This is a genomic window from Stenotrophomonas maltophilia, from assembly GCF_001274595.1.
GTDB classification, from domain to species: Bacteria; Pseudomonadota; Gammaproteobacteria; order Xanthomonadales; family Xanthomonadaceae; genus Stenotrophomonas; species Stenotrophomonas forensis.
Window position 1 is genome coordinate 341,560 of sequence record NZ_CP011010.1, and the last position, 25,941, is coordinate 367,500.

Genomic DNA, 25,941 nt, shown 5'->3' on the forward strand with positions numbered 1-25,941 from the left:
GGCCGATCCGGCAACGCAAGCCCCGGCCGACGGTGCCAGAATGGGGGTCTGGTTCCCCACGGAGTTGCCTGCATGACCCGCACCGTCCTGATTACCGGCGCCACCTCCGGCTTCGGCGCCGCCGCCGTCCACCGCTTCGCGCAGGCTGGCTGGAAGGTGATCGCCACCGGCCGTCGCAGCGAGCGCCTGCAGCCGCTGGTCAAGCGCTATGGCAAGGACGTGGTGCATGCCGCCGCCTTCGACATCCGCGATCCGGTGGCGATGGAAGCGGCCCTGCTGGCGTTGCCGCCCGCGTTCGGCGAGATCGATCTGCTGGTCAACAACGCCGGCCTGGCGCAGGGCACCGCGCCGGCGCAGGGCGCCAAGCTGTCGGACTGGACCACGATGATCGACACCAACATCACCGCACTGGTGACCCTGACCCATCGCCTGCTGCCGCAGCTGGTGGAGCGCAAGGGCGCGATCATCAACATCTCGTCGGTGGCCGGCGTCTATCCGTATCCCGGTGGCAATGCCTACGGCGGTACCAAGGCCTTCGTCAGCCAGTTCTCGCTGGGCCTGCGTTCGGACCTGCACGGCACCGGCGTGCGGGTGACTACGATCGAACCGGGCATGGCCGAAACCGAGTTCACCGTGGTGCGTACCCATGGCGACCAGAACGCGTCGGACAAGCTGTACAGCGGCGCCAACCCGATGACCGCCGAGGACATCGCCGAACAGATCTTCTGGGTGGCCACGCTGCCGCCGCACCTGAACATCAATCGCCTGGAACTGATGCCGGTCAGCCAGTCGTTCGCCGGCTTCCAGGTGGCCCGCGAAGGCTGAAGCCCTCGTAGAGTCGAACTTGCTCGACTGCTCTTCTGTTTTTGAACGGCAGTCGAGCACGGCTCGACTCTACGGGAGCAAAAAAAAGCCGGGCAATGCCCGGCTTTTTCCGTTCAGGCCCGAAGGCTCACTGTGCCTTGATCGCCATCGCCTGCAGACCGGTGCCATCCAGCTTCTGCTTGGCCTCGGACAGCTCGCCGGCGCTGCCATACGGCCCCATGCGCACGCGGTACACGGTCTTGCCGTTGATCTGCGCCGACTCCACGCGTGCGGCCAGGCCCATCATCGCCAGCTTGGCCTTGGTCGCTTCGGCATCGCCGGAAGCACCGAACGCGCCGGCCTGCAGGATGTAGCGGGCATTGTCCACGGCGGCCGGTGCGGCAGCGGCCGGAGTGCTGGTTGCTGCCGGTGCGGTTTCCGCGCGCGCGGCCGGCGTGGCAGCGGCGGTGCTGGTCGATGCCGGCGGCGTGCTGGCCGGCGGCGTTGCCGCAGCCGGACGCTCGCTCAGCGGAGCCGGCAGCGGACGGTTGGTGGCCGTCACCTGCGCGGTGCTGGCGACGCTGGCGGTCGTTGCCGGTGCAGCTGCGGTGGCCGCAGCCGGCGGTACCGGCTTGCCTTCCAGTGCGGCCTGCGCGCGCTGCGCCTCGGCCTTGGCCCGGCGCTGGTCTTCGGCGCGCGCGCTGGCGGCCAGTTCGGCGTCGGACATTTCAACTTCCTTGCCCGGCAGCAGGGTGTAGAAGTCGTACTGGGTGGCGGCCGGTTTTTCCGCTTCGGCCGGCTTCGGCGTGGCGGGCTGCGCGGCCGGCTGGGTACCGACATCGCTGTCGGCATCGGCGACCGGGGCCGGCTGCGCGTTCGGGTTCGGCTGTGGGCCGGCGCGAAGGAAACCATCGCCTTCGCCCTTGAACAGGTTCGGCGCCGCCAGGAACACCACTGCAGCAATGGCCACACCGGCGACCAGCCACACCCATCCGGGTGTGCCCTGGCTGCCGCTGTTGCGTCGTGCCTGGCTTTTGCCGCGTCGTGCTGCCATGAGTACTGCGTCTCCTGATGCTTACATTTTTTCCGGGGCGCTGACGCCCAGGAGGTCGAGGCCGTTGGCCAGCACCTGGCGTGCCGCGCAGGCCAGGGTCAGCTTGGCATTGCGATCGGCGGCGTCATCCACCAGTACCGGCGTCCCGTGATACCACGTGTGGAACGCATGCGCCAATTCACGCAGGTACTGCGCTACCAGATGCGGTTCCAGCGCCACGCCGGCCGCTTCCACCACTTCCGGATACCGCGAGATCTCGTTCATCAGCAGCAGCGAGGCGTCGTCGACCAGGCGGCCGAGATTGGCCAGGCCGTTGCCCTGCTCGTACACCAGGCCCTTTTCCTGCGCCTGGCGCAGCAGGCTGCAGACGCGGGCATGCGCGTACTGCACGTAGAACACCGGGTTGTCGTTGCTCTGCTGGCGGGCCAGGTCGATGTCGAAGGTCAGCTGCGAATCGGGCTTGCGCGCAATCAGGAACCAGCGGGTCGCGTCGCGGCCGGCTTCTTCGATCAGGTCGCGCAGGGTGAAGTAGCTGCCCGCACGCTTTGACAGCTTCACTTCCTCGCCGCCGCGCATCACGGTGACCATCTGGTGCAGCACGTATTCCGGCCAGCCCTGCGGGATGCCCACTTCCATCGCCTGCAGGCCGGCGCGCACGCGCGCCAGCGAGCCGTGGTGGTCGGCGCCCAGTTCGGTGATCGCACGCTCGTAGCCGCGCTGCCACTTGGACAGGTGGTAGGCCACGTCCGGCACGAAGTAGGTGAAGGTGCCGTCGGACTTGCGCATCACGCGGTCCTTGTCGTCACCGAAGTCGGTGCTGCGCAGCCACAGCGCGCCGCCTTCCTCATAGGTGTGGCCGGAGGCCTGCAGCTTGGCCACCGCTTCGGCTACCTTGCCGTCGGCATACAGCGAGCTTTCCAGGAAGTAGATGTCGAAGTCGACGCCGAACGCGGCCAGGTCCAGGTTCTGCTCGTTGCGCAGATAGGCCACGGCGAAGCGGCGGATCGCCTGCATGTCATCCGGGTCCTTGGCGCCGACCACGGTGCTGCCTTCCAGATCGACGCTGGCGCCGGCCATGTAGGCGCGGGCCACGTCGGCGATGTATTCACCGCGATAGCCACCTTCCGGCCAGCCGTCCTGGTCTGGTGCGATGCCCTTGATCCGGGCCTGGGTGGACAGCGCCAGGTTCTCGATCTGCACGCCGGCATCGTTGTAGTAGAACTCGCGCTTGGCGTTCCAGCCATTGGCATCGAGCACGCGGGCCACGCAGTCGCCGATCGCTGCGGCGCGGCCGTGGCCGACGTGCAGCGGGCCGGTCGGGTTGGCCGACACGTACTCCACGCCTACCGTGCGGCCATTGCCGGACAGGTTGCGGCCGTAGTCATGGCCTTCCTTGATCACCGACGCGGCTTCGCGCTGGTACGCGGCCGGGGCCAGGTGGAAGTTGATGAAGCCAGGGCCGGCGATCTCGACCTTGCTCACGTCCTCGCTGCGCGGCAGCGCCTCGACCAGCGCCTGTGCCAGTGCGCGCGGATTGCTGCGCGCGGCCTTGGCCAGCAGCATGGCGGCGTTGGTGGCGAAGTCGCCGTGGTCGCGGGTCTTCGGGCGCTCGACCACGAAGTCCGGCGGCAGGGAGTCGGCGGGCAGGGTGCCATTGGCGCGCAAGGCTTCGATGCCTTGGCTGATCAGGGCGCGGAGGAGATTTTTCACGAGGCCTGCTGTGAGAATGAGCGGCGGAATCGCCCATTTTAGCGCAGATACCAGTGACCACGCTGACCAGGACATGCCTGCGGGGACGGCCGGTGGCCCCGGGTGGGCGTGCGCTCAGCCGAACAAGCGGGGCTGGGGCGGGGACAGCAGGCCTCGTTCAGCAAACGAAACGGGGCGGCCCTCGCCCACTACGAAGTGGTCCAGCAGGCGTACGTCCACCAGCGCCAGCGCCTGCTGCAGCTCATCGGTGATACGGGTGTCGGCCCCGGAGGGCTCAGGATCGCCCGAGGGATGGTTGTGGCTCAGGATCACCGCCGCCGCGTTGTGCAGCAGGGCACGCCGCACCACTTCACGCGGGTAGACCGGGGCGGCGTTTATGGTGCCGTGGAACAGTTCCTCGCAGGCGATCAGGCGGTGGCGATTGTCCAGGAACAGGGCCATGAAGATCTCGCGTGCCTGTCCGCGCAGGCGGTGCTGCAGGTAGCGGCCGACCGCGGCGGGGTTGTTGCCGACCGCCTCGCCGTGCTCCAGTTCGGCGGCAAGGTAGCGGTGGGCCAGTTCCAGCCCGGCCGCCAGCGTACAGCTGCGCGCCGGCCCAAGCCCGGGCAGGCGGGCCAACTCGCGGGCGGGGCGGGCGAGCAGCGTCCGCAACGGACCATGGGCCTGCAGCAGGTCGCGCGCGGTCTGCACGGCATCGCGGCCACCGAATCCGGAGCCGAGGAACAGTGCCAGCAGTTCGGCATCGGAAAGTGCCGCAGGCCCGCGGGCGATCAGCTTCTCGCGGGGACGTTCCTGTTCGGGCCAGTCGTGGATGGGCATGCGCGCATCATCGCGGGCCCAGCCGCCGGCTCCCATCAGGCCACGCCGCGGACCCGGGTCGGCCGATGCCTCACTCGCGCCGGGTCTTCAGGTAGTCGAACAGCTCCTGGTTGTTCTGCAGGCCCAGCTTGCGCTTGGCTTCGGCCTTCTGCCGGCTGATCGTCTTCGGGCTGCGCCCGCAACGCTCGGCGACGGCGTTCACGTTGAGGCCGGCCGCGAGCAGATCCAGCACTTCCTGCTCGCGTGCCGACAGCGGCGCCGGCTCGCGTGGGAACAGCAGGTCACGGGCCTGCAGGTGGTGGCGCAGCTGCTGGGAGACGAACACCTGCCCGGCCAGTGCCGCGTTCAGCGCCTGCGGCAGTTCGGTGAAATCGGCGCATTTGTCGACCAGGCCGCTGATGCCTTCGCGCAGCAGGCCGTCGAGCAGCCCGGGATGGCGTGCGCCGGTCAGCACCACCACCGGCAGGCCGGGATGGCGAGCGCGCAGCGCATCGATCAGTTCCGGACCATCCGGGCCGTCCCCCGGCATCGACAGGTCGGTCAGCACCACGTCGCAGTCGTGGCGGGCCAGCAGCTGCAGCAGCCCGGCGCCGTCGCAGGCACTGCCGACGACCTGCATCAGGTGGGCCTGCAGCACGATGCGGATGCCGTGCAGGACCACGGGATGGTCGTCGGCGATGATGATGCGCGGATGCACGCGGCTCCTCGGAGATCGAACAGACCCCTGCGCGCAGCGGCCAACGCCTGATTCTGCAAAAGGGCAGGGCCACAGAGGTATAGGAAAGGTCCGAAAGCGTTGCCGGTGAACCCCGGGTCGATGCGGGAGGACTCCATCTGCTCATAGCTGTGCGCTATGTGCGCCATGCACCGGGACATTACCGGCCATCGGGTAAGCTAATGCCCTCGTTTGCACAGGAATTCCAGGTGGCTGACTCCCCCAACGCTTCCCCCGCGCCGGCCCGCGCGCTGGAAGGTCAGAAACTGCTGTTGTGCGTGGGAGGCGGGATCGCAGCCTACAAGGCCCTGGAACTGGTGCGGCGCCTGCGCGACGCGGGGGCCCAGGTGCAGGTGGCAATGACCGCCGGTGCCCAGCAGTTCGTCACGCCGCTCAGCTTCCAGGCGCTGTCCGGGCAGCCGACCCGCACCACGCTGTGGGACAGCGCCGCCGAACAGGCCATGGGCCACATCGAACTGGCCCGCTGGGCCGACCGCATCGTGGTCGCGCCCGGTACCGCCGATCTGCTGGCACGGCTGGCCCAGGGCCACGCCGATGACCTGGTCAGCACCCTGTGCCTGGCCAGCACCGCGCCGCTGACGATCTGCCCGGCCATGAATCACCGCATGTGGCTGCATCCGGCGACCCAGGCCAACATCGCCCTGCTGCGCCAGCGCGGTGCGCAGGTGATCGGCCCGGTCGACGGTCCGCTGGCCGAAGGCGAATCCGGCCCCGGCCGGCTGGCCGAGCCGGGCGACATCGTCGCCGCGCTGGCCGCCAACGGCGGCGCAGCGGCCCCCGTGGCGCCGCCGGAGACCCGCGCGCTGCAGGGCCTGCGCCTGCTGATCAGTGCCGGCCCCACCTATGAGGACATCGATCCGGTGCGCTACGTGGGCAACCGCAGCAGCGGCAAGATGGGCTTCGCCCTGGCCGCCGCAGCGGCGGCGATGGGTGCGCAGGTGGTGCTGGTCAGCGGCCCGGTGCAGCTGCCGACGCCGCCCGGCGTGCAGCGTGTCGATGTGCGCTCGGCCGCGCAGATGCGCGATGCCGTGCTGAAATCGCTGCCGGCCGACATCTATATCGGTGCCGCCGCGGTGTCCGATTACACGCCGCGCCAGGTGGCCGCGCAGAAGCTGAAGAAGACTGCCGACAGCCAGTCGCTGGTGATCGAGCTGGTGCGCACGCCGGACATCCTGGCCGAGGTCGCCGCGCAGACGCAGGCGCTGAAGCTGGTGGTCGGCTTTGCCGCCGAGACCCACGACGTGGAGAAATACGCGCGCGGCAAGCTGGTCGACAAGCGCCTGGACCTGGTGATCGCCAACCAGGTCGGCATCAGCGGCGGCGGCTTCGAGAGCGACAACAATGCCGCCACTGCCTTCTGGCAGGACGGTGAACAGGTATTCCCGGCCACCTCCAAGCGCGAGCTGGCCGAACAACTGCTGGCGCTGATCGCGCGGAGACTCCAGGCATGACCCAGGCTTTCACTTCCCAACCGCTGCAGGTCAAGCTGCTCGATCCGCGCTTCGGCGACAGCTGGCCGCTGCCGGCCTATGCCACCGAAGCCAGCGCCGGCATGGACCTGCGCGCGGCGCTGGATACCGCGCTGACCCTGCAGCCCGGCGATACCGCGCTGGTCCCCAGCGGCCTGGCCATCCACATCGCCGATCCGAACCTGTGCGCGGTGATCCTGCCGCGTTCGGGGCTGGGCCACCGCCACGGCATCGTGCTCGGCAACGGTACCGGCCTGATCGACGCCGACTACCAGGGGCCGCTGCTGATCAGCGTCTGGAACCGTGGCCGCGAGACCTTCACCATCGAGCCGGGCGATCGCATCGCTCAGCTGGTGGTGGTGCCGATTGCCCGCGTCAGCCTGCAGGTGGTGGATACTTTCACCGACAGCGTGCGGGGAACGGGTGGATTCGGCCATACCGGGGTGCGTTGACAGGGGACATCGATGAGCGGCATCGGGGAAGGACAGCGGGGACGGTCGTTGGGACGCAGCGCGCCACTACTGGGGGTGCTGCTGGTCCTGCTGGCCGGCTGGTTCGGATGGAGCGCGGTGCAGCAATGGCGGCAGGAGGCCAACGGCCAGGCGCTGGAACACGCGCGTGACCAGGCCGTGCAGGGGCTGCAGGAGGCCGCCGCTGGCCAGCTGAAGCAGCTGCAGCAGCAGTTGAAGAATGAACGCGTGCAGCAGGCCCTGCAGGCCGGCGATGCCGCCGCGGCAGCACTGGCCGTGCGCGAGAGCTGGACCGGCGTGGAGCAGGTGGACGTGCTGGCCGCGGATCTGGCCAACGCCTACGCCGACCCGGCCACCTTCGGCTATGCCCGATTGGCACTGCTGGAAGCCGCACTGGCCGACGGCAAGCCGCGCCTGCGCGTGGTCCGCGACGGCGGTGGCAACCGCCTTGGCCTGGCGGCACCGGTCGAGCTGGGCAACCTGGGCCCGGCCGTGCTCTATGTGCGCCAACCGTTGCTGCGCCTGACCTCGCCGCTGGACCAGGTGAGTGCGCCGTCCACCGGCTTCCTCGGCCTGCGCCAGGGCTCGCACGATCTGGTGACGCAGGGCAATGCGCATCTGGCTGAGAGCGCCGAGGCGCTGGCGCGGCCGGTGGCCGGCACCCCGCTGCGGCTGGTGGCCGCGGTGCCCAATGTCGAACCGGGTCCGCTGGGACTGGGGGCGCTGGCCAGTGCCATCGTTGCGCTGCTGCTGGCCTTCATCGCGGTGCTGCTGGTGGTCGGTCGTGGCCGCCTGCCGAAGGCACTGCCGCTGCCGCGCCGCGCCGCGGCGGCGGACGCCGATCATGGTCCGACGCTGAGCGAGAGCCTGCAGATGGCACCGCCGCCGGTGGCCACCGCCGCCGCCAGCGAGGAAGGCGCGCCCCCACCCCCGCCACCGGTACCGGCCGAGGAACTGGCGGCCGGCATCTTCCGCGCCTACGACATTCGTGGCGTGGTCGGCAGCGAGCTGACGCCGAAGACCGCGGCGCTGATCGGCCAGGCCATCGGCACCGCGGCACTGGAGCAGGGTCTGCGCGAGGTGGTGATCGGTCGCGACGGCCGCCTGTCCGGGCCGGAGCTGGCCGCCGGCCTGGCCGAAGGCCTGCGCCGTGCCGGCTGCGCGGTGATCGACATCGGCCTGGCACCGACCCCGCTGGTGTACTACGCCGCCTTCCATCTGCGTACCGGCACCTGCGTGGCGGTCACCGGCAGCCACAACCCGCCCGAGTACAACGGGTTCAAGGTGGTCATCGGCGGCGAGACGCTGTCCGGCGAGGCCATCACCGATCTCTACCAGCGCATCATCGAGGGCCGCCTGGTGCAGGCCGCCGAACCTGGCGATTACCAGCAGCGCGATGTCAGCGCCGACTACATCCAGCGCATCGCCGATGACGTGCAGCTGGACCGCCCGTTGAAGGTGGTGGCCGACGCCGGCAACGGCGTCGCCGGCGCGCTCGCACCGCAGCTGCTGGAAGCGATCGGCGCCGAAGTGATTCCGCTGTACTGCGATGTCGACGGCAGCTTCCCCAACCATCATCCCGACCCCAGCGAACCGGCCAACCTGGAAGACCTGGTGCAGACGGTCAAGCGCTTTGGTGCCGATCTCGGCGTTGCATTCGATGGCGATGGCGACCGGCTGGGCGTGGTCACCGGCGAAGGCAGGATCATCTATGCCGATCACCTGCTGATGCTGTTCGCGGCCGACGTGCTGATGCGCAACCCGGGCGCGATGGTGATCTACGACGTGAAGTGCACCGGCAAGCTGTCCGACCACGTGCTGCGCAACGGCGGCAGCCCGCTGATGTGGAAGACCGGGCATTCGCTGATGAAGGCGAAGATGCGCGAGACCGATGCCGAACTGGCCGGCGAGATGAGCGGGCATTTCTTCTTCAAGGAGCGCTGGTTCGGGTTCGACGATGGTCTGTACGCCGCCGCGCGCCTGCTGGAAATCCTGGCCCAGCGCGAGGAATCGCCGGACGAGGTGCTGGGCGAGCTGCCGCAGTTGGTGGCCACGCCCGAACTGAAAGTACCGGTGGCCGAGGGCACGCCGCACGCGCTGGTGGCGATGCTGGTGGCAGCGGCGCAATCGCCGGACAACCCCTATGTGGGCGGCCGACTGTCGACCATCGACGGCCTGCGCGTGGACTTCCCCGATGGCTGGGGCCTGGTGCGTGCCTCCAACACCACGCCGGTGCTGGTGCTGCGTTTCGAGGGCAGCGACGAGGCCGCACTGGAACGCATCCAGGCGTTGTTCCGCAGTCAGCTGCAACCGGTGCTGGGCGATACCCCGCTGGGGTTCTGATTGATCGGGATTGGATCGATCGGGTAGTGCCGGCCGCTGGCCGGCAACCACAGGATGGATCAGGGGTTCATGAGGTTGCCGGCCAGCGGCCGGCACTACCCCTTGAACCGCAGGCCCACGCCCGGTTCGGTGAACAGGTAGCGCGAATCCAGTGCCGAATCGCCCAGCTTGTGCCGCAGCTTGCCGACCAGGATGCGCAGGTAATGGGTGTCCTGCTGGTGAGTCGGCCCCCAGATCTCCTGCAGGATCTGCGGCTGGGTCACCACCCGCCCGGCATTGCGCAGCAGCAGCGAGAGCAGTGCATATTCCTTGCGGGTCAGCGCCACCGGCTCGCCATCCAGCGCCACTTCACGGCGCACCAGATCCACGTGCAGGTGGCCGTCATCGAACACCGGTGGCGTGCCATCACTGGGCACGCTGCGGGTGCGTAGCAGCGCCCGTACCCGCGCCATCAGTTCCTGCGTGCCGAACGGCTTGGTGACATAGTCATTGGCGCCGGTATCCAGCGCCCGCACCTTCTCGGCCTCGCCGGCGCGCACGGTCAGCATGATCACCGGCACCTGGCTCCACTGCCGCAGCTGTTCAAGCACCTCGTGGCCTTCCATGTCCGGCAGGCCGATATCCAGGATCACCAGGTCCATGTCCTCGCTGGCGGCCAGCTGCAGGCCTTCCTGGCCGGTGGCCGCTTGCCGCACCTGGTAGCCCTGCGCGCGCAGGCTGATGTCCAGGAACCGGCGGATCTGGGTTTCATCGTCGATCACCAGCACGCGCGCGGCCGGCACGCTGGCATCAATCGGGGTCGGGCTCATCGTGGGAGGCTGGCTTGAGCAGGGGCAGGGTGATGCGGATCAGGGTACCGCGACCGTCGCGTCCGGGCAGCGCCTGCACGCTGCCGCCATGCGCGCCGATCATGCCCTGGCAGATGGTCAGGCCCAGGCCGGTGCCGTGGCGGCCACGGTCGCCGCGCTCGACGCTGTAGAACATGTCGAAGATGCGCGCGCGCTCGTCGTCGGGAATGCCGGGGCCGGCATCGATCACGTCGATGCGCAGCTGGCCATCCAGCTCGCGCGCCTGCACCTGCACGGCGGCATCCGGCGGCGAGAACTTGGCGGCGTTCTCCATCACGTTGAACACGGCCTGTTCCACCAGCGCCGGGTGCACCCAGATCGGTGCCAGCGTGGACGGAATGTCCAGCTCCAGCCGCACCTTGGGCTGGTAGCGCTGCAGGCGCCGCGCCGCCGAGCCGATCAGTTCATCCACGCCGATCCAGTCGCGGTTGATCTTCAGCCCTTCGTGGCCGAGCCGGGTCATGTCCAGCAGGTTCTGGATGTAGCGGTCCAGGCGCTCGCCTTCGACCAGGATGGTATCGAGCAGGGCACGGCGATCGGTCGTGTCCATCGCCGCGCCATAGCTGGCCAGGCTGTCGGCCGAACCGATCATCGCCGCCAGTGGCGAGCGCAGGTCATGCGACACCGAAGAGAGCAGGGCCGAGCGCAACCGTTCGGTCTCGTTGCTCACATGGGCCTGCTCCAGCTCTGCCACCAATCGCGTGCGCAGCGCGGCCTGGGCGATGTCGTCGACCATCGCTTCGGCCAGCTGCCGCTGCTCGGGCAGCAGGCGTGCCTGCGCGCCTGGCAGGTACAGGCCGGCCACGCCGATCGCATGGTCTTCGCCATCCAGCAGCGGCAGGAACCACCATTGCGCCCCTGCGAGGGTGTCGGTGAAGCGTCCACTGGGCTGGCCGTGGCGCAGCGCCCAGTCGGCGGCGGCCAGATCGGTGTCGCCGGGCTGGCTGCGGCCCCCGGCCGCGGTATCGGTGCCGATCCGCAGCCACGCCGGCACATCCATGGCCTGTTCCAGCGCATGCCGGCCGGCCTGTGCCACCTCGCCGTTGCCGGCGGCGCTGGCCAGCTGCCGGCCCAGCTGCTGGCGCGCGCGCGCATGGCGGTTGGCCGCGCGCAGCGCGATCACCTGCATGCGCAGCCGCGAGGCCAGGCGTCCGGCCACCAGGGCGGCGGCCAGGAACAGGAAGACGGTGATCACACCCTGGCGCGCACCGATGGCAAAGGTGAAGCGCGGCGCGATGAACAGGAAGTTGTAGGCGAGGAAGCACAGGATCGCCGCCATCACCGCCACGCTGGCACGCGTGCGTGCGGCCACCAGCACCACCGCGACGATGAACACCATCGACAGGTCGGCCATGCCCACCCAACGCTCGGCCAGCCAGGCCACCACGCAGGCCAGCGCCGTGGCGATCAGTGCCTGCACCGGCTCGTGGCTGAAGCCACGCACCGGTGCCATCAGCCCCTCGCGGCGCGAGCGTGCACGTGCCTGCGGCGTGCTGATGATGGTGATCTCGTAATGCGCGCCGCGCTGGATCAACTGCTGGGTCAGGGTGCGGTTGAACATCCGCGCCAGCGGTCGCTCGCGGGTGCGGCCCAGCACCAGGGTCGACACGCCATTGTGCGCGGCATGGTCGAGCAGGGCATCGGCGATGCTCGATCCATGCAGCAGTTCAGCATCACCGCCCAGGCGCCGCGCCAGTGCGAAGGCCGCATCGATCTCGCGGCGGGTCGCGTCATCCTGGCGGCGTCCCTGCACGGTCACCACCGTCCACGGCGCATCGCGGCGCTCGGCGATGCGCCGTGCCACCCGCACCAGGTACTCGCTCTGGCCACCGCCATCGATGGCCACCAGCACGCCGCGGCGCAGTGGCAGGTTGCCTTCACCACGTGCGGCGCGGGTTTCGCGCAGGCTGCTGTCGACGCGGTCGGCGGCTTCCTGCATTGCCAGTTCGCGCAGGGCGGTCAGGTTGGCCGGCGAGAAGAACGCCTGCAGCGCCTGCGTGGCCTGCTCGGGCACATAGACCTTGCCCTGCTGCAGGCGCGCGATCAGTTCGCGCGGCGGCAGGTCGACCAGCACGATGTCATGCAGGCGGTCGAGCACGCCGTCCGGCACGGTCTCGCTCACACGCACGCCGGTGATGCGCATCACCACATCGTTGAGGCTTTCCAGGTGCTGGATGTTGACCGTGGTCCAGACATCGATGCCGGCGTCCAGCAGTTCCATCACATCCTGCCAGCGCCGCTCGTGGCGGCTGCCCGGCGCGTTGCGATGGGCCAGTTCGTCTACCAGCACCAGTGCTGGATGCCGGGCCAGCACGGCGTCCAGGTCCATCTCCTGCAGGGTGTGGCCGTGGTAGGCCACTTCCTTCAGCGGCAGCTGCGGCAGGCCTTCCAGCAACGCCTGGGTATCGGCGCGGCCATGGGTTTCCACCAGGCCCACCACCAGGTCGACGCCGCGACGCAGCTGTTCCTGCGCGCGGGCCAGCATGGTGTAGGTCTTGCCCACGCCCGGCGCCGCGCCGAGGAACACCGTCAGCTTGCCGCCGGCTTCGCGTTGCAGGCCTTCGACCAGGGCATCGGCCTGGCGGGTACGTGCATCAGTCATGGGTGCCGCTGTCATGGCCGCCATTGTGCGCGCAGCGGGTGCAGGCCGGCATCACGGCGCCTTGGCGGCGTGGTCCAGCGCGAAGTTCAGCGTCACCACGTTCACCCGTGGCTGGCCGAACAGGCCCCACTGGCGACCTTCGGTATGCGCTTGCACCAGCGCCTGCACGCGTTCCACCGGCAGGCCACGGGCACGTGCCACGCGCGCCACCTGCAGCTGCGCCGCCTCTGGCGACAGCTGCGGATCCAGGCCGCCTGCAGACTGGGTGACCAGGTCCGCCGGTACCTGCGCCGGCGCTACGCCTTCGCGTGCGGCCACCGCCGCGGTGCTGGCGGCTACGCGTTCGGCCAGCGCCGGGTTGCTGCGCGCCATGTTGGAGCCCGCTGCAGCCATCGGATCGTAGTTGGCGGCCGACGGGCGGGCCTGGAAGTAGCCGTCGCCGGTGAACGGCTGCGACAGCCATGCCGAGCCGCGTACCTGGCCGCTGCCATCACGCAGCAGGCTGCCTTCGGCCTGGGTCGGGTAGGCCAGGCCGGCGAAACCGGTGGCGATGCCGGCGTAGACCGCGCCGGCCAGCAACAGCGTGGCCAGGCCCAGGCCGATGGCCGGGCGCCAGCTGGCGCCATCCTGCAAGCCGGCTACGCGGGCCTCGGCCTTGGCTTCGCGGGACAGGGAAGATGAGGTGGAAGCAGAACGGTTCATGCGCCGAATACCAGGACAAGAAGGAGGTCGATCAGCTTGATCGCCGCGAACGGCAGCAGCACGCCGCCGAGGCCGTACACCAGCATGTTCCGGCGCAGCAGCGCGGTGGCCGTGGCCGGGCGGAAGCGCACGCCGCGCAGGGCGAGCGGGATCAGTGCGGGAATCACCAGCGCGTTGAAGATCAGCGCCGCCAGCACCGCGTTGCGCGGGCTCGACAGCTGCATCACGTTCAAGGCGGCCATGGTCGGCACCGCAGCGGCGAACAGCGCCGGCAGGATCGCGAAGTACTTGGAGACGTCGTTGGCCAGCGAGAAGGTGGTCAGCGCGCCGCGGGTGATCAGCTGCTGCTTGCCCACTTCCACCACCGCCAGCAGCTTGGCCGGGTCCGAATCGAGGTCGACCATGTTGCCGGCCTCCTTCGCCGCCTGCGTGCCGGAGTTCATCGCCAGGCCGATGTCGGCCTGCGCCAGCGCGGGGGCGTCATTGGTGCCATCGCCCACCATCGCCACCAGGCGGCCGCCGGCCTGCTCCTGGCGGATGCGCGCCAGCTTGTCTTCCGGGCGTGCCTCGGCGATGTAATCGTCGACGCCGGCCTCGGCAGCAATGGCGGCGGCGGTCAGCGGGTTGTCGCCGGTGATCATCACCGTGCGGATGCCCATCGCGCGCAGCTGCGCGAACTTCTCGCGCATGCCGTGCTTGACCACGTCCGACAGCTCGATCACGCCCAGTACGTGGCGGCCCTCGGCCACCACCAGCGGGGTGGCACCATTGCGCGCCACCTGTTCGACACGACCGGCCAGCTCGGCCGGCACCGTGCCACCCAGCGCCTGCACATGGTTGCGGATCGCATCCAGTGCGCCCTTGCGGATCTGCCGGCCATGTTCCAGGTCCACGCCGGACATGCGGGTCTGCGCACTGAAGGCCAGATAGTCGGCATGGTCCGGCTCGGCGGTGGCGCAACCCTGCTCGCGGGCCAGGCGCACGATCGACTTGCCTTCCGGCGTCGGGTCGGCCAGCGAGGACAGCAGTGCCGCTTCACGCAGCTGGCTGGCGTCGATGCCGGCCAACGGATGGAAGTGGCTGGCCTGGCGGTCGCCGTAGGTGATGGTGCCGGTCTTGTCCAGCAGCAGCACGTCGACGTCGCCGGCCACTTCCACCGCCTTGCCCGACTTGGCCAGCACGTTGGCGGCCAGTGCACGGTTCATGCCGGCAATACCAATGGCCGGCAGGAGGCCGCCGATGGTGGTCGGGATCAGGCACACCAGCAGCGCGATCAGCAGCAGCGGATCGACCTTGACGCCGACCGCAGCACCGATCGCCGGCAGCGTCGCCACCACTACCAGGAAGGTGAGCGTCATCGCCGCCAGCAGCAGGGTCAGCGCAACCTCGTTCGGGGTCTTCTGCCGGTTGGCGCCTTCCACCAGCGCGATCATCCGGTCCAGGAAGCTGTGGCCCGGTTCGGCGGTCACCCGCACGATGATCTGGTCGGACAGCACCTTGGTGCCGCCGATCACGCCGGAACGGTCGGTGCCGGCCTCGCGCAGTACCGGTGCCGATTCGCCGGTCACCGCCGCTTCGTTGATGGTGGCCAGGCCCTGCACGATCTCGCCATCGGCCGGCACCAGTTCACCGGCACTGACGATCACATGGTCGCCCGGGCGCAGCTCGGCGGCCGGCACCTGGGCTTCTGCGGCGCCCGGCTGCGGCGCCACCAGCCGACGCGCCACCAGGTCCTGGCGGGCCCGGCGCAGCGAGGCGGCCTGGCCGCGGCCACGTGCCTCGGCCACGGCTTCGGCGAAATTGCCGAACAGCACGGTCACCAGCAGGATCGCGGTCACCGCCAGGCCGAAGCCCAGCGGCGCATTGCCGGTCAGGGTGACGATGGCGGCGACGATCGTGCCGGCCATCACCACCGCCATCACCGGGCTGCGTACCAGATGCATCGGCGACAGCTTGCGCACCGCTTCGACCAGTGCACGGCGCAGGCCGGCGCCATCAAGCAGGGCAGGGCGCGATGCATGGGTACTACGGGTTGAACTTGCATGACTACTCATGGGGGTGTCCTCAGTGCAGTCCCAGGCTCAGGTGGTCGGCGATCGGGCCGAGTACCAGCGCCGGCATGAACTGCAGCACGGTCAGGATGACGATCACCGAGACCAGGGTCAGGGCGAAGGTCGGGGTTTCGATCTGCAGGCTGCCGGCAGATTCCGGCGCCTGGCGCTTGGCAGCCAGCTGTGCGGCCACCACCAGCGGAATGATCAGCAGCGGGAAGCGGCCCAGCAGCAGTACCAGCGAGCAGCTCAGGTTCCACCACAGCGTGGCGTCACCCAGGCCTTCGAAGCCCGAACCGTTGTTGGCATAGGCCGAGACATACTCGTAGAAGACCTGGCTGATGCCATGGAAGCCGGGGTTGGAGGTGCCGGCCAGGCCGGGCACGGCCATGGTGATCGCGGTGAACACCAGCAGGGTGATCGGCTGCAGCAGCACCAGCAGGGCCAGCAGGCGCACCTGCGGTGTCTCCAGCTTGCGGCCGAACAGTTCCGGCGTACGCCCGGTCATCAACCCGGCCAGGAACACGCCCAGCAGCAGGTAGACGATGAACTGCTGCAGGCCGCAGCCGATGCCGCCCCAGATCGCGCTGACCAGCATGTTGACCATCGCGATGCCACCGCTCAGCGGCGCCAGCGAATCGTGCATGCCGTTCACCGAGCCGTTGGAGACCTGGGTGGTCACCGCCGCCCACAGCGCGGTGCCATCGGCGCCGAAGCGCACCTCCTTGCCTTCCATCAGCAGCGGGGTGGCGGCGCTGGCGCTATGGCCTTCGCTCCACATCATCGCGCCGGTCGACAGCAGCGACATGCCGAGCATGCAGCTGAACACCAGGGCGCCGAAGCGGCGGCGGCCGGTGAAGGCACCGATCATGAAGATCACCGCCATCGGTATCAGCAGGATGCCGACGACCTCCAGCGCGTTCGACAGCGGGGTCGGGTTCTCCAGCGGGAAGCTGCTGTTCGGGCCATACCAGCCGCCACCGTTGGCGCCCAGCTGCTTGGCCGCGACCATCGCCGCGACCGGGCCCAGCGGCAGTTTCTGCCCGGCCATGCCGGCGCTGGCATCGATCGGCGTGGCCTGCGGGCCGCCGGCCAGGGTCGACGGTACGCCCTGGCTGGTCAGCAGCAGGGTCCAGACCAGGCACAGCGGCAGCAGGAAGCGCACGCACAGGCGCACCACGTCCACATAGTAGTTGCCCACCGCCACCTGGCGGTCATCGCCGGTACCGGTCGCCGCCGCAGCCTGCGGCGCACGCGAGAACAACGCGCGCAGCGTCGCCACGGCCAACGCCAGCCCCATCATCGGCGTCACCACCTGCAGGCCGGTGATGCCGGTCATCTGCGAGAGATAGGACAGCTGCGCCTGGCCCGAGTAGTGCTGCTGGTTGGTGTTGGTCAGGAACGAGATCATCGTGTGCAGCGCGGTGTCCCAGCGCATGTTCGGGATCTGGTCCGGGTTCAACGGCAACCAGGCCTGGGTCATGAACACCGCCTGGGTCAGCACCGCGACCACCACGTTGCTCAGCACGAAGGCCAGCGCATAGCCGCGCCAGGACATCGAACGCGACGGATCGACGCCGAATACCTTGTACAGCGGCTTTTCGATCCAGTGGAACAGCACGTCGACCTTCATCGGCGCACCGCGCATCACGCGCGCCAGGTACAGGCCCAGCGGCCACGCCAGCAGCAGGCTGGCAGCAATAATGACAAGCATCTCAGTCATGGCCGGCTCCGTCAGAACGACTCGGGCCGAAGCACGACATAGAGAAGATAGGCGGCGGCGACCAGCACCAGCACGCCACACAACAACGACAGCCAGGGGGACATTGCAATAGCGTCCTGGTGGAACCCCTCCACCTCAGGCCGCCATCGTCGTCCTGCCCCCCATAAACGCACTACGCGCCGGACCGGGCCGACGCGTAAAGAGTGCATAAATTCGCTGGGCCAACCCGTAACCAGGCCCCGGGTAGCGCCGGGCCACGCCCGGTAGTGGGAGCCTCGTCAGCCGGCCGGTGTTGCCGCCGGCGCCAGCCCCTTCAGCTCGCGATAGCGCTGCAGGCTGCTGTCGATCTCGGCCTTCAGGGCCTGCTGCTGTTGCACGAACCCGGCCTGCAGCCGCTGCTGCGCCTGCAGCTGCACGTGCCGCTGGCGGATCGCTTCGGCCTGCTTGCCGGCCACCTTGCCGCCGGCCAGTTCGCGATCGCCGGCAGCCGCCAGCAGCGCCACCAGCGATTCACGCAGGCTGGTGACGTTGTACTCGGCCGTCTTGAGGTTGTTGTCCAGCACTTCCTGGCGTTCGGCGAACACCCGGCGCAGGTCGTCCTCGCTGCCATAGGTGGTCAGCATCGCCTGCTCGGTGCGCTGGCGGGTCTGTGCGGCCATCAGGTCCAGCTGCCGCTGCGCCGCTTCCGTGCTGGCGGCGGCGCGTTCCTCGTCGGTCAACGCGCGCTGGACCTGCGCATTGCGCAGGCCACTCTTTGCGTTGAACTCGTCGCGGGCATGGTTGACCGCGTCGGCCGGCAGCGAATCGCTGCAGATCCGCTCCTTGCCCTCGTTCCAGCAGTACAGCTTCTTCTCCACCTTGCCACCGCCCCGCGGTTGCGCCGGAACGGAGAACGGCACGGCCAGCAGCAGGCCGGCAAAGAGCACAGCAGGAACTCGGGACATGACCTTTCCCCTGGGTCGGTCAGCGGGTCGAACGGACGCCGTACTGGGCCCGGTAGGCTTCCAGCGGCTGCCGGTAACCCACAAGTTCCGGGTTGCCGGAGGCGAAATCAAGCAGGTCAGCCAGCGACGCCACGGCGATCACCGGAATGCCGGCCTCTTCGGCCACCGACTGCGCGGCGGAGCGGCGGTCGGATTCCGAGGCGATCTCCTGGCGGTCCAGCGCCACCACGATGCCGGCCGGCGTGCCACCGGCGGCGCGGATGATGCCCAGTGCTTCGCGGATCGCGGTACCGGCGGTGATCACGTCGTCGACGATCAGCACGCGCTTGCCATTCATGTCGGCGCCGATCAGCTGGCCGCCTTCACCATGGTCCTTGGCTTCCTTGCGGTTGAACGACAGCGGCAGGTCGCGGCCGCGCTGGGCCAGCTCGCAGGCCATCGCGGTGGCCAGCGGAATGCCCTTGTAGGCCGGGCCGAACACCACGTCGTACTTGATCCCGGTGGCGTCGATGGCATCGGCGTAGCAGGCGCCGAGCTGCGACAGCAGCGAACCGGAGTCGAAACGACCGGCGTTGAAGAAATAGGGGCTCAGCCGGCCGGACTTGAGGGTGAACTGGCCGAAGCGCAGGGCGTCGGCGGTCAGGGCCAGCTGCAGGAAACGGTGGCGGTGGTCGCTCATCAAAACTCGATTCATCTTCATTTGGAGCACAAATCCTAATCCAGCTGGGCGTTTCGCGCTCGTCCGGCCCTGGGTGAGGGCCGTTGCGCCCCCCTCTGGCGGACTGCGCAGCCCTGCGGGCAACCGGTATGCTTGCCCGGTTTCCCGCCGCAGGTCCCCCGCATGCGCATCATCAGTTTCAATGCCAATGGCATCCGTTCCGCCGCAACCAAGGGCTTCCTCGATTGGTTCCGGGCCCAGGACGCCGACGTCCTGTGCATCCAGGAGACCAAGGCCCAAGAAGACCAGCTGACCGACCCGATGTTCCGCCCGGACGGCCACCACTGCTTCTACCGCGACGCCATCACCAAGAAGGGCTACAGCGGCGTGGCGATCTACAGCAAGCGCGAGCCGGACCAGGTCATCACCTCGCTGGGCTGGGCCCCGTTCGACGACGAAGGCCGCTACATCGAGGCGCGCTACGGCAACCTCAGCGTGGTCTCCTTCTATATCCCGTCCGGCAGCTCGGGCGACCTGCGCCAGGGTTTCAAGTTCGAAGTGATGGAATGGCTGCGGCCGATCCTCGAGGAATGGGCGCGCAGCGGCCGCGACTACGTGCTGTGCGGCGACTGGAACATCGTGCGTTCGGCGCTGGACATCAAGAACTGGAAGTCCAACCAGAAGAACTCCGGCTGCCTGCCGGAAGAGCGCGACTGGCTCAACGCCCTGTGCGCCGACCACGGCCAGGCCACAGATGTCGCCGCCGGCCGCGGCTGGGCCGATGCCTACCGCCTGCTCAACCCCACCGGCGAGGACTACACCTGGTGGAGCAACCGCGGCGCCGCCCGCGCCAACAACGTCGGCTGGCGCATCGACTACCAGTTCATCACCCCGGGCCTGCGTGACCGCCTGCGCAGCTGCTCGATCTATCGCGACGAGCGCTTCTCCGACCACGCGCCGTTCATCGTGGACTACGACCTGTGACCGAGGCCGCCACGCCGGTCAGCTACAAGGGCTGGGCAGGCATCAAGCGCGCCTTCGGCACTCCGTCGGCGCTGACCATGGCCATGCTCGGCTTCGGCAGCGGCCTGCCGTTCCTGCTGATCGCCTCGCAGACCCTGTCTACGCGCCTGCGCGACGTCGGCCTGGACCTGGGCAGCATCGGCCTGATCAGCCTGGCCAGCTTCTTCTACCTGCTGAAGTTCCTGTGGGCGCCCCTGCTGGATCGCTATGCCTTCCCGCTGCTCGGTGGGCTTGGCCGCCGCCGCTCGTGGCTGCTGGTGTCGCAGGCGCTGGTCCTGGTCGGCCTGGTCGCGCTGGCCTTCGTGCGCCCCGAGCAGGGCGTCTGGCCGCTGGTGGCCTGGGTGCTGGTGGCCTCGTTCGCCGGCGCCACCCAGGACTCGGCCGTCGACGCCTACCGCATCGAGATCGCACCGCAGGCGGCGCAGGCCGCGCTGGCGGCCACCTATACGCTGGGTTACCGGATCGGCCTGATCCTGGCCGGTGCCGGCGCGCTGTACCTGGCCCAGTTCGAAGGCTGGATCGTGGCCTATCTGGCCATGGCGGCGCTGATGCTGCTGCCGATCGTCACCACGCTGCTGTGCGCCGAACCGGAACGTCCGGCCACGACCGTGCAGCGCCGCATCGATGTCGCCGAGGCGTTCGTCCAGCCCATCACCAGCTTCTTCAGCCGCAACGGCGTGGCGCTGGCGCTGGTGCTGCTGGCCTTCGTCGGGCTGTTCAAGTTCCCGGACCAGGTCATCGGCGTGATGGCCGGGCCGTTCTACCTCGACTCCGGGTTCGACAAGGCCGACATCGCGACCGTCTCCAAGCTGTTCGGTGTGTGGATGGGCATCGGTGGCGCCTTCCTGGGCGGCATCGCGGTGGCCGCGTTCGGTTTCCGCCGCATGCTGCTGGTGGCCGCGCTGGGCGTGGCGCTGTCCAACCTTGCGTTCCTGCTGATGGCGCACAACCCGGGCAAGCTGTGGGCGTTCTATGCCGCGCTCAGCGCCGACAACCTGTTCCAGGGCTTTGCCGGCACCGTGCTGGTGGCCTTCATGTCGTCGCTGACCGACCGCAACTTCACTGCCACCCAGTACGCGCTGCTGGTCTCGCTGGCCAACCTGCCCGGCAAGTTCGTCGGTGGCGTTTCCGGCTATATCGTTGAAGCCACCTCCTACAGCACGTTCTTCATCCTCAGCTCGGTCACCGTGGTGCCGACCCTGCTGCTGCTGGCCTGGTTGTGGCCGCGGATCGTGGATCGCGGGCCCCCGCCGGTCGCCTGATTGCCTGTACGTCCGGTCTGCGGGATCATCGCCCCGACGCGCCGAGGGGGCGGTGCCTTGCGAACGGGGAAGTGAGCATGGCCGACGTTGTGCTGCGGGACCTGGACCCGCTGCTGCTGGACCGTATCCGTCGAGTCGCGGTTGCCCGCGGCTGGACCCACGAACAGACCTGCGCGGCCCTGCTGGAGCAGGGGCTGTTCAGCAGTGAACTGGAGGTCCGTTCCGGCTTCGGTGACCCCGAAGTGGACGCCCTGTCCGACGCCATCGCCGCCCTGCAGGCCCTGCCCGCAGGGCAGGGGTTTGATTAGCGCCTTTGTAGCGTCGAGCCTTGCTCGACTGCTTCTGCTCACGCCAGATGGATCGCCCCGAGAATCCGCGGCCCGTTCGCCCCGGTCACGCTCGGCAGGTTGCCGGCCAGCCCGTCCATCGTCCGCTGCGCCAGCCACGCAAACCCCATCGCCTCTACGTACTCCGGGTCCAGCCCGTGCATCGCACTGGACTCCACCTGCACCTCTGGCAGCCGTGCCGCCAGCCGCTTCATCAGCTGCCGGTTGCGCACGCCGCCGCCACAGACCAGCAGGCGCCGGGTCTGCGGCTGCTGCGCCAGCAGTGCATCGGCCACCGTCGCCACGGTCAGCTCCAACAGGGTCGCCTGCACGTCGGCGGCGGCGTATTCGCCTTCGCCCATGTGCGCCTCGGCCCAGGCCAGGTGGAACTGTTCGCGGCCGGTACTCTTCGGTGGCGGCAGGTCAAACCAGGGCTCCGAACGCCAGCCGGCCAGCAGGCCTTCGTCCACCGCACCACTGGCGGCATAGGCTCCATCGGCATCGAAGGTGCGGCCGGTGTGGCGCTGGCACCAGGCGTCCATCAGCGCATTGGCCGGGCCGGTATCGAAGCCACGCACCGCGCCTTCGCGCGGGATCAGGGTCAGGTTGGCGATGCCGCCCAGGTTGAGTACCGCGCGGTCTTCATCGGCGGTGCCGAGCATGCCCAGGTGGAAGGCCGGCATCAGCGGTGCGCCATGGCCTCCGGCCGCTACGTCGCGGCGGCGGAAGTCGGACACCGTGGTGATCCCGGTCAGTTCAGCGATGCGGTTGCCGTCGCCCAGCTGCACGGTGAACGCAGGGTCGGCCAGCGGCCGATGGCGCACGGTCTGCCCATGCGAGCCGATCGCCCGCACCTGCGCCGGGTCCACGCCCGCCTCGGCCAGCAGCTGGTTGGCGGCGTCGGCGAAGCTGATCGCGATCCGCGCATCCAGCTCGCCCAGTTCCTCCAGCGAGTCCAGTGGACCGCCTTCGCCCAGTGCTACCAGTCGTGCGCGCAGCACCGGCTCCCAGCGGGTGGTCAGCCCGTGCACGAAGCGGCAGCCGCCAGTGGTGGGGAACTGCACCAGGGCAGCGTCGATGCCATCGGCGCTGGTGCCCGACATCAGGCCAAGGTACAGGGGGGCGTCAGCGTCGGCAGTGGTGTTCATGGCAGGCATAAAAAAAGGACGCGGCAAGCTTGGGCTGCCGCGTCCTTCTTCGTCAACGCAGGGGCTCAGCCGCGCTTGCGGCCGGCGCTGCTCTTGTCCTTGGCGCTGGCCACCTCGGGTGCGGCCTCGTCGCGGCTGGTCGGGGCCGGGCTGGCGTCGGCGTAGATCAGCTTCTCCATGCCCTGGATGCGTGCCATCGCTGGCGCGGTCTGCGCACGGAAGGCCACCAGCTCGGCGCCCTTCAACGGTTCCGGCGGCGGCATGGTCACCGTCAGCGGGTTGCGGTGCTCACCGTTGACGCGGAATTCGTAGTGCAGGTGTGGGCCGGTGGCCAGGCCGGTCGAGCCGACATAGCCGATCACCGTGCCCTGGGCCACGCGCTGGCCGGTCTTGATGTTCGCAAAGCGCGACATGTGCCCGTACAGGGTGGTGTGGCCGCGGCCGTGGTCGAGGATCACCACGTTGCCGTAGCCGCGCTGCACGCCGGCGAACTGCACGCGGGCATCGCCGGCGGCCATGATCGGGGTGCCGGTGCGCGCGGCGTAGTCCACGCCCTTGTGCATGCGCATCTTGCCCAGCACCGGGTGCTTGCGCGCGCCGAAGGTCGAGCTCAGCCGCGCGAACGGGATCGGCATGCGGATGAAGCTCTTCTTCAGCGAACGCCCGTTGATGTCGTAGTACTCGGACTTGCCGTTGCGGTCGAAGCGGAAGCCGGAATAGGTCTTGCCACCGGTGGTGAAGGTCGCCGCCAGGATCTTGCTGGTGTCCACCTTCTCGCCTTCGCGCCAGGTTTCATCCATCACCACGCTGAAGCGGTCGCCCGGCTGCAGGTCCTTCGAGAAGTCGATGTCGTACTTGAAGATGTCGTCGGTCATCGTCGCGATCGCCGACGGCGACAGCCCGGCCCGGCGGGCGGCGGCATACAGCGAGCTGGTGATCTCGCCGCTGGTGACCACCGTGCGCGTGGAGGTCTCGCGCTTGGTCACCTTCTCCTTGATGTCATCGCCGGCCAGGCTCAACTCGACCCGGTTGTCGCCATCACGGTCGAAGCGGATGCTGCGCAGGTCGCCCGAGAGCGGCATGTCGAAGGCGATTTCGGTACCGGGGCGCAGCTTGGTCAGCGATTCGCGGGCGCCGGGATGGTCCAGCACGCGGTGCAGGGTGCTGGCCGGAATGCCGGCCTGGTCGAACAGGTCGCTCAGGGTCTGGCCGCGCTGCACCCGCAGCACCTGCCAGCTGTCGCCCGGCACCTGCTGCTGGCGGGCCATGCTCAGCGGCGGCAACGGCAGTGCCAGGCTGGTGTGGCTGTCGGCGAACGGCGCGTCGATGGTGTGCGAGAAGCCGGGGACGATCGTCGCCACCAGGGCGCCGATGGTCGCAAACAGGCTGGCATGCATCCAATGGCGCCGGGTCCAGCGTTCATTGAATGCGGCGGGGAGGTGTTGCCTGAGCTTCCGATGCAGGGCGTTGTCGTGCAGGACGTGGAGGCGTTCCTGGAAGCGCTGCTTGCGTGCGCGCCCTTGTTCGGAGTTGTGCATCGGCGATTTTTCCTGACGGCCCGGGAGCGCGGGCCTAAACGCCGGTTACCATAGACACCTGAGAAAACCGCGTCAAACCCTTGTGCCCATTGGCTTTTGTGAAGCCAATCGGGTTAACTTTGCTTTAACACCCCACACAAGAATCGGCGTTGCCGGGAGTAGTCACGTGTCCTCGATTGAAGAAGCCCTTGCCCTGATCGGCCGTGGTGCCGACGAGATCCTCAAGCTCGAGGATCTGCGTGCGCGCCTGCAGGAAGGCCGTCCGCTGCGGATCAAGGCTGGCTTCGACCCCACCGCGCCCGACCTGCACCTGGGCCATACGGTGCTGCTGAACAAGATGCGCCAGTTCCAGGACCTCGGTCACCAGGTCATCTTCCTGATCGGCGACTTCACCGGCATGATCGGCGACCCGTCGGGCAAGAGCCTGACCCGCAAGCCGCTCAGCCGCGAGGACGTGCTGGCCAACGCCCGCACCTATGAGGAGCAGGTGTTCAAGGTGCTCGACCGCAGCCGTACCGAAGTCCGCTTCAATTCGGAGTGGTTCGGCAAGATGGGCGCGGCCGACATGATCCGCCTGGCCGGCCAGCACACTGTGGCGCGCATGCTCGAGCGCGACGACTTCGCCAAGCGCTACGCCGCCCAGCAGTCCATCGCCATCCACGAGTTCCTGTACCCGCTGGTGCAGGGCTACGACTCGGTGGCCCTGGAGGCCGACGTCGAACTGGGCGGTACCGACCAGAAGTTCAACCTGCTGATGGGCCGCGGCCTGCAGGAGCACCATGGCCAGAAGCCGCAGGTGGTGCTGACCATGCCGCTGCTGGAAGGCCTGGACGGCGTCAACAAGATGTCCAAGTCGCTGGGCAACTACATCGGTATCAGCGAACCGGCTATCGACATCGTCACCAAGACCATGAAGGTGGACGACACCCTGATGTGGCGCTGGATCGAGCTGCTGTCGTTTGATATCAGCCAGGCCGAAGCCGTGCAGCTGCGCGAGCAGGTGGCCTCCGGCGGGCTGAATCCGCGCGTGGTCAAGCTGCGCCTGGCGCGTGAACTGGCGACCCGCTTCCACGACGCTGCGGCCGCCGAGCAGGCCATTGCCGGCTGGGAAGCGGCGGTGACCGGGCAGGGCGACATCACTCAGCTGCCGCTGCAGGACGTGGTGATCCCGGCCGAGGGCCTGCGTATCGCCGCGCTGCTGACGGCGGCCGGGCTGACCCCGAGTAACTCCGAAGCCAACCGCAAGCTCAAGGAGCGCGCGGTCAAGGTGGATGGTGACGTGGTGGAAGACGGCCAGCAGGTGCTGCTGCCGGGCTTTGAAGGCCTCCTGCAGGTCGGCAAGCGCACCTTCGCCCGCGTGCGCCTGGTCACTGCCTGACAGGAAGGAAGGGCCGGCGCCAGCCGGCCCTTCCTTTGCTTCTGCTCTTCGCGGCATGCGTCCGCGGGCGTGATGGATGAATGGATGCAACATCCGTTGAAAAAAATCGCCACACCCCCTTCACAAATGATCCAGATGGGGACATACTTCTCCTCCCCCGTCGCAGGGGTCGCCACCAAGGGGCTTCAGCGACAACAGGGCGCCCACCACCGCCGAACGAGATGATCGAACGAAGGTGTTGACGGACTGAAAAAGTCTGGCATAATGGGCGGCTCGCTACGAAGGAAGCTTCGCAGCACACGGGAATGGCGCTGAGGCCACTTCCCAAGATCT

The 25,941-nt window shown here is 68.7% G+C and carries 22 protein-coding genes; 8 read left to right on the forward strand and 14 right to left on the reverse strand.

The features are described 5' to 3' along the window. The first annotated feature begins 72 nt into the window (after positions 1-72). A complete protein-coding gene (locus VN11_RS01545) occupies positions 73-825 on the forward strand; it encodes an SDR family NAD(P)-dependent oxidoreductase (RefSeq protein ID WP_053448556.1) in 753 nt (250 codons plus the stop codon). 127 nt (positions 826-952) lie between these two features. Here the strand turns inward: VN11_RS01545 and VN11_RS01550 are convergent, their stop codons facing one another. The 4 genes from VN11_RS01550 to VN11_RS01565 all read right to left on the reverse strand — a co-directional run bounded on the left by VN11_RS01550 (position 953) and on the right by VN11_RS01565 (position 5,084). Further along, positions 953-1,858, reverse strand: coding sequence for an SPOR domain-containing protein (locus VN11_RS01550; protein ID WP_053448557.1), 906 nt, complete (start codon positions 1,856-1,858; stop codon positions 953-955). A gap of 21 nt (positions 1,859-1,879) precedes the next feature. After that, on the reverse strand, positions 1,880-3,568 hold the full coding sequence (argS, locus tag VN11_RS01555; RefSeq protein ID WP_053448558.1) for an arginine--tRNA ligase: 1,689 nt from the start codon (positions 3,566-3,568) through the stop codon (positions 1,880-1,882). A 114-nt stretch (positions 3,569-3,682) separates the two neighbouring features. Next, positions 3,683-4,387: a RadC family protein gene (radC, locus tag VN11_RS01560; protein ID WP_080374990.1), complete on the reverse strand. Its 705-nt coding sequence runs from the start codon at positions 4,385-4,387 to the stop codon at positions 3,683-3,685. 70 nt (positions 4,388-4,457) lie between these two features. Further along, a complete protein-coding gene (locus tag VN11_RS01565) occupies positions 4,458-5,084 on the reverse strand; it encodes a response regulator transcription factor (RefSeq protein WP_053448560.1) in 627 nt (208 codons plus the stop codon). Positions 5,085-5,284: 200 nt separating this feature from the next. Here VN11_RS01565 and coaBC point away from each other — a divergent pair, with 200 nt between their 5' ends. Genes coaBC through VN11_RS01580 form a run of 3 tightly spaced genes read left to right on the forward strand, consistent with a single transcriptional unit; the run spans position 5,285 to position 9,405 of the window. Continuing rightward, positions 5,285-6,574, forward strand: a complete 1,290-nt coding sequence (gene coaBC, locus VN11_RS01570; protein ID WP_008265288.1) for a bifunctional phosphopantothenoylcysteine decarboxylase/phosphopantothenate--cysteine ligase CoaBC — start codon at positions 5,285-5,287, stop codon at positions 6,572-6,574. After that, the gene (gene dut / locus VN11_RS01575) at positions 6,571-7,044 is read left to right on the forward strand and encodes a dUTP diphosphatase (protein WP_053448561.1); all 474 of its coding nucleotides are present in this window, start codon (positions 6,571-6,573) and stop codon (positions 7,042-7,044) included. The genes coaBC and dut overlap by 4 nt, the downstream gene beginning before the upstream one ends. Before the next feature lie 12 nt (positions 7,045-7,056). Then, a complete protein-coding gene (locus VN11_RS01580; RefSeq protein ID WP_053448562.1) occupies positions 7,057-9,405 on the forward strand; it encodes a phosphomannomutase/phosphoglucomutase in 2,349 nt (782 codons plus the stop codon). 95 nt (positions 9,406-9,500) lie between these two features. On the opposite strand, the gene VN11_RS01585 is transcribed toward VN11_RS01580, so the two are convergent. The 8 genes from VN11_RS01585 to pyrE all read right to left on the reverse strand — a co-directional run bounded on the left by VN11_RS01585 (position 9,501) and on the right by pyrE (position 18,954). After that, complete coding sequence (locus tag VN11_RS01585) at positions 9,501-10,214, reverse strand: response regulator transcription factor (RefSeq protein WP_053448563.1); 714 nt, start codon at positions 10,212-10,214, stop codon at positions 9,501-9,503. Further along, positions 10,195-12,855: a sensor histidine kinase gene (locus tag VN11_RS01590; RefSeq protein ID WP_053448564.1), complete on the reverse strand. Its 2,661-nt coding sequence runs from the start codon at positions 12,853-12,855 to the stop codon at positions 10,195-10,197. Before VN11_RS01590 ends, VN11_RS01585 begins: the two co-directional genes overlap by 20 nt. Before the next feature lie 51 nt (positions 12,856-12,906). Next, positions 12,907-13,557 (reverse strand): potassium-transporting ATPase subunit KdpC, encoded by a 651-nt coding sequence (gene kdpC, locus VN11_RS01595; protein ID WP_053448565.1) that lies wholly within the window; start codon positions 13,555-13,557, stop codon positions 12,907-12,909. Next, entirely contained in the window at positions 13,554-15,611 is a 2,058-nt protein-coding gene (gene kdpB, locus VN11_RS01600; RefSeq protein WP_053448566.1) for a potassium-transporting ATPase subunit KdpB, read from the reverse strand. The genes kdpC and kdpB overlap by 4 nt, the downstream gene beginning before the upstream one ends. Before the next feature lie 10 nt (positions 15,612-15,621). Then, the gene (gene kdpA / locus VN11_RS01605) at positions 15,622-17,331 is read right to left on the reverse strand and encodes a potassium-transporting ATPase subunit KdpA (RefSeq protein WP_053448567.1); all 1,710 of its coding nucleotides are present in this window, start codon (positions 17,329-17,331) and stop codon (positions 15,622-15,624) included. A gap of 11 nt (positions 17,332-17,342) precedes the next feature. Continuing rightward, a complete protein-coding gene (locus VN11_RS01610) occupies positions 17,343-17,435 on the reverse strand; it encodes a potassium-transporting ATPase subunit F (RefSeq protein ID WP_005407770.1) in 93 nt (30 codons plus the stop codon). A gap of 174 nt (positions 17,436-17,609) precedes the next feature. Beyond that, complete coding sequence (locus VN11_RS01615) at positions 17,610-18,275, reverse strand: hypothetical protein (RefSeq protein ID WP_053448568.1); 666 nt, start codon at positions 18,273-18,275, stop codon at positions 17,610-17,612. 19 nt (positions 18,276-18,294) lie between these two features. Then, positions 18,295-18,954, reverse strand: coding sequence for an orotate phosphoribosyltransferase (gene pyrE, locus VN11_RS01620; protein WP_053448569.1), 660 nt, complete (start codon positions 18,952-18,954; stop codon positions 18,295-18,297). A gap of 162 nt (positions 18,955-19,116) precedes the next feature. Here pyrE and VN11_RS01625 point away from each other — a divergent pair, with 162 nt between their 5' ends. The 3 genes from VN11_RS01625 (at position 19,117) to VN11_RS01635 (ending at position 21,526) form a co-directional block, all read left to right on the forward strand. Further along, the gene (locus VN11_RS01625; RefSeq protein WP_014035707.1) at positions 19,117-19,917 is read left to right on the forward strand and encodes an exodeoxyribonuclease III; all 801 of its coding nucleotides are present in this window, start codon (positions 19,117-19,119) and stop codon (positions 19,915-19,917) included. Beyond that, positions 19,914-21,218: an AmpG family muropeptide MFS transporter gene (locus tag VN11_RS01630; protein WP_008268384.1), complete on the forward strand. Its 1,305-nt coding sequence runs from the start codon at positions 19,914-19,916 to the stop codon at positions 21,216-21,218. Before VN11_RS01625 ends, VN11_RS01630 begins: the two co-directional genes overlap by 4 nt. A gap of 77 nt (positions 21,219-21,295) precedes the next feature. Next, positions 21,296-21,526, forward strand: a complete 231-nt coding sequence (locus VN11_RS01635; RefSeq protein ID WP_049457368.1) for a hypothetical protein — start codon at positions 21,296-21,298, stop codon at positions 21,524-21,526. Positions 21,527-21,564: 38 nt separating this feature from the next. Here the strand turns inward: VN11_RS01635 and VN11_RS01640 are convergent, their stop codons facing one another. Both VN11_RS01640 and VN11_RS01645 read right to left on the reverse strand, forming a co-directional pair. After that, entirely contained in the window at positions 21,565-22,692 is a 1,128-nt protein-coding gene (locus VN11_RS01640; RefSeq protein WP_080374991.1) for an anhydro-N-acetylmuramic acid kinase, read from the reverse strand. A gap of 65 nt (positions 22,693-22,757) precedes the next feature. Beyond that, the gene (locus VN11_RS01645) at positions 22,758-24,230 is read right to left on the reverse strand and encodes a M23 family metallopeptidase (protein WP_053448571.1); all 1,473 of its coding nucleotides are present in this window, start codon (positions 24,228-24,230) and stop codon (positions 22,758-22,760) included. A gap of 166 nt (positions 24,231-24,396) precedes the next feature. Between VN11_RS01645 and tyrS the strand changes: the two genes are divergently transcribed. After that, positions 24,397-25,608: a tyrosine--tRNA ligase gene (tyrS, locus tag VN11_RS01650; protein WP_053448572.1), complete on the forward strand. Its 1,212-nt coding sequence runs from the start codon at positions 24,397-24,399 to the stop codon at positions 25,606-25,608. Positions 25,609-25,941: the final 333 nt, after the last annotated feature.

Excerpts from the sequence above, each read along its gene's own strand:
- VN11_RS01545 (WP_053448556.1), top strand. The coding sequence starts at position 73 with ATGACCCGCACCGTCCTGATTACCGGCGCCACCTCCGGCTTCGGCGCC.
- VN11_RS01550 (WP_053448557.1), bottom strand. The coding sequence starts at position 1,858 with ATGGCAGCACGACGCGGCAAAAGCCAGGCACGACGCAACAGCGGCAGC.
- radC (WP_080374990.1), bottom strand. The coding sequence starts at position 4,387 with ATGCCCATCCACGACTGGCCCGAACAGGAACGTCCCCGCGAGAAGCTG.
- coaBC (WP_008265288.1), top strand. The coding sequence starts at position 5,285 with ATGCCCTCGTTTGCACAGGAATTCCAGGTGGCTGACTCCCCCAACGCT.
- dut (WP_053448561.1), top strand. The coding sequence starts at position 6,571 with ATGACCCAGGCTTTCACTTCCCAACCGCTGCAGGTCAAGCTGCTCGAT.
- VN11_RS01580 (WP_053448562.1), top strand. The coding sequence starts at position 7,057 with ATGAGCGGCATCGGGGAAGGACAGCGGGGACGGTCGTTGGGACGCAGC.
- VN11_RS01585 (WP_053448563.1), bottom strand. The coding sequence starts at position 10,214 with ATGAGCCCGACCCCGATTGATGCCAGCGTGCCGGCCGCGCGCGTGCTG.
- VN11_RS01590 (WP_053448564.1), bottom strand. The coding sequence starts at position 12,855 with ATGACTGATGCACGTACCCGCCAGGCCGATGCCCTGGTCGAAGGCCTG.
- kdpC (WP_053448565.1), bottom strand. The coding sequence starts at position 13,557 with ATGAACCGTTCTGCTTCCACCTCATCTTCCCTGTCCCGCGAAGCCAAG.
- kdpB (WP_053448566.1), bottom strand. The coding sequence starts at position 15,611 with ATGAGTAGTCATGCAAGTTCAACCCGTAGTACCCATGCATCGCGCCCT.
- kdpA (WP_053448567.1), bottom strand. The coding sequence starts at position 17,331 with ATGACTGAGATGCTTGTCATTATTGCTGCCAGCCTGCTGCTGGCGTGG.
- VN11_RS01610 (WP_005407770.1), bottom strand. The coding sequence starts at position 17,435 with ATGTCCCCCTGGCTGTCGTTGTTGTGTGGCGTGCTGGTGCTGGTCGCC.
- VN11_RS01615 (WP_053448568.1), bottom strand. The coding sequence starts at position 18,275 with ATGTCCCGAGTTCCTGCTGTGCTCTTTGCCGGCCTGCTGCTGGCCGTG.
- pyrE (WP_053448569.1), bottom strand. The coding sequence starts at position 18,954 with ATGAGCGACCACCGCCACCGTTTCCTGCAGCTGGCCCTGACCGCCGAC.
- VN11_RS01625 (WP_014035707.1), top strand. The coding sequence starts at position 19,117 with ATGCGCATCATCAGTTTCAATGCCAATGGCATCCGTTCCGCCGCAACC.
- VN11_RS01635 (WP_049457368.1), top strand. The coding sequence starts at position 21,296 with ATGGCCGACGTTGTGCTGCGGGACCTGGACCCGCTGCTGCTGGACCGT.
- VN11_RS01640 (WP_080374991.1), bottom strand. The coding sequence starts at position 22,692 with ATGAACACCACTGCCGACGCTGACGCCCCCCTGTACCTTGGCCTGATG.
- VN11_RS01645 (WP_053448571.1), bottom strand. The coding sequence starts at position 24,230 with ATGCACAACTCCGAACAAGGGCGCGCACGCAAGCAGCGCTTCCAGGAA.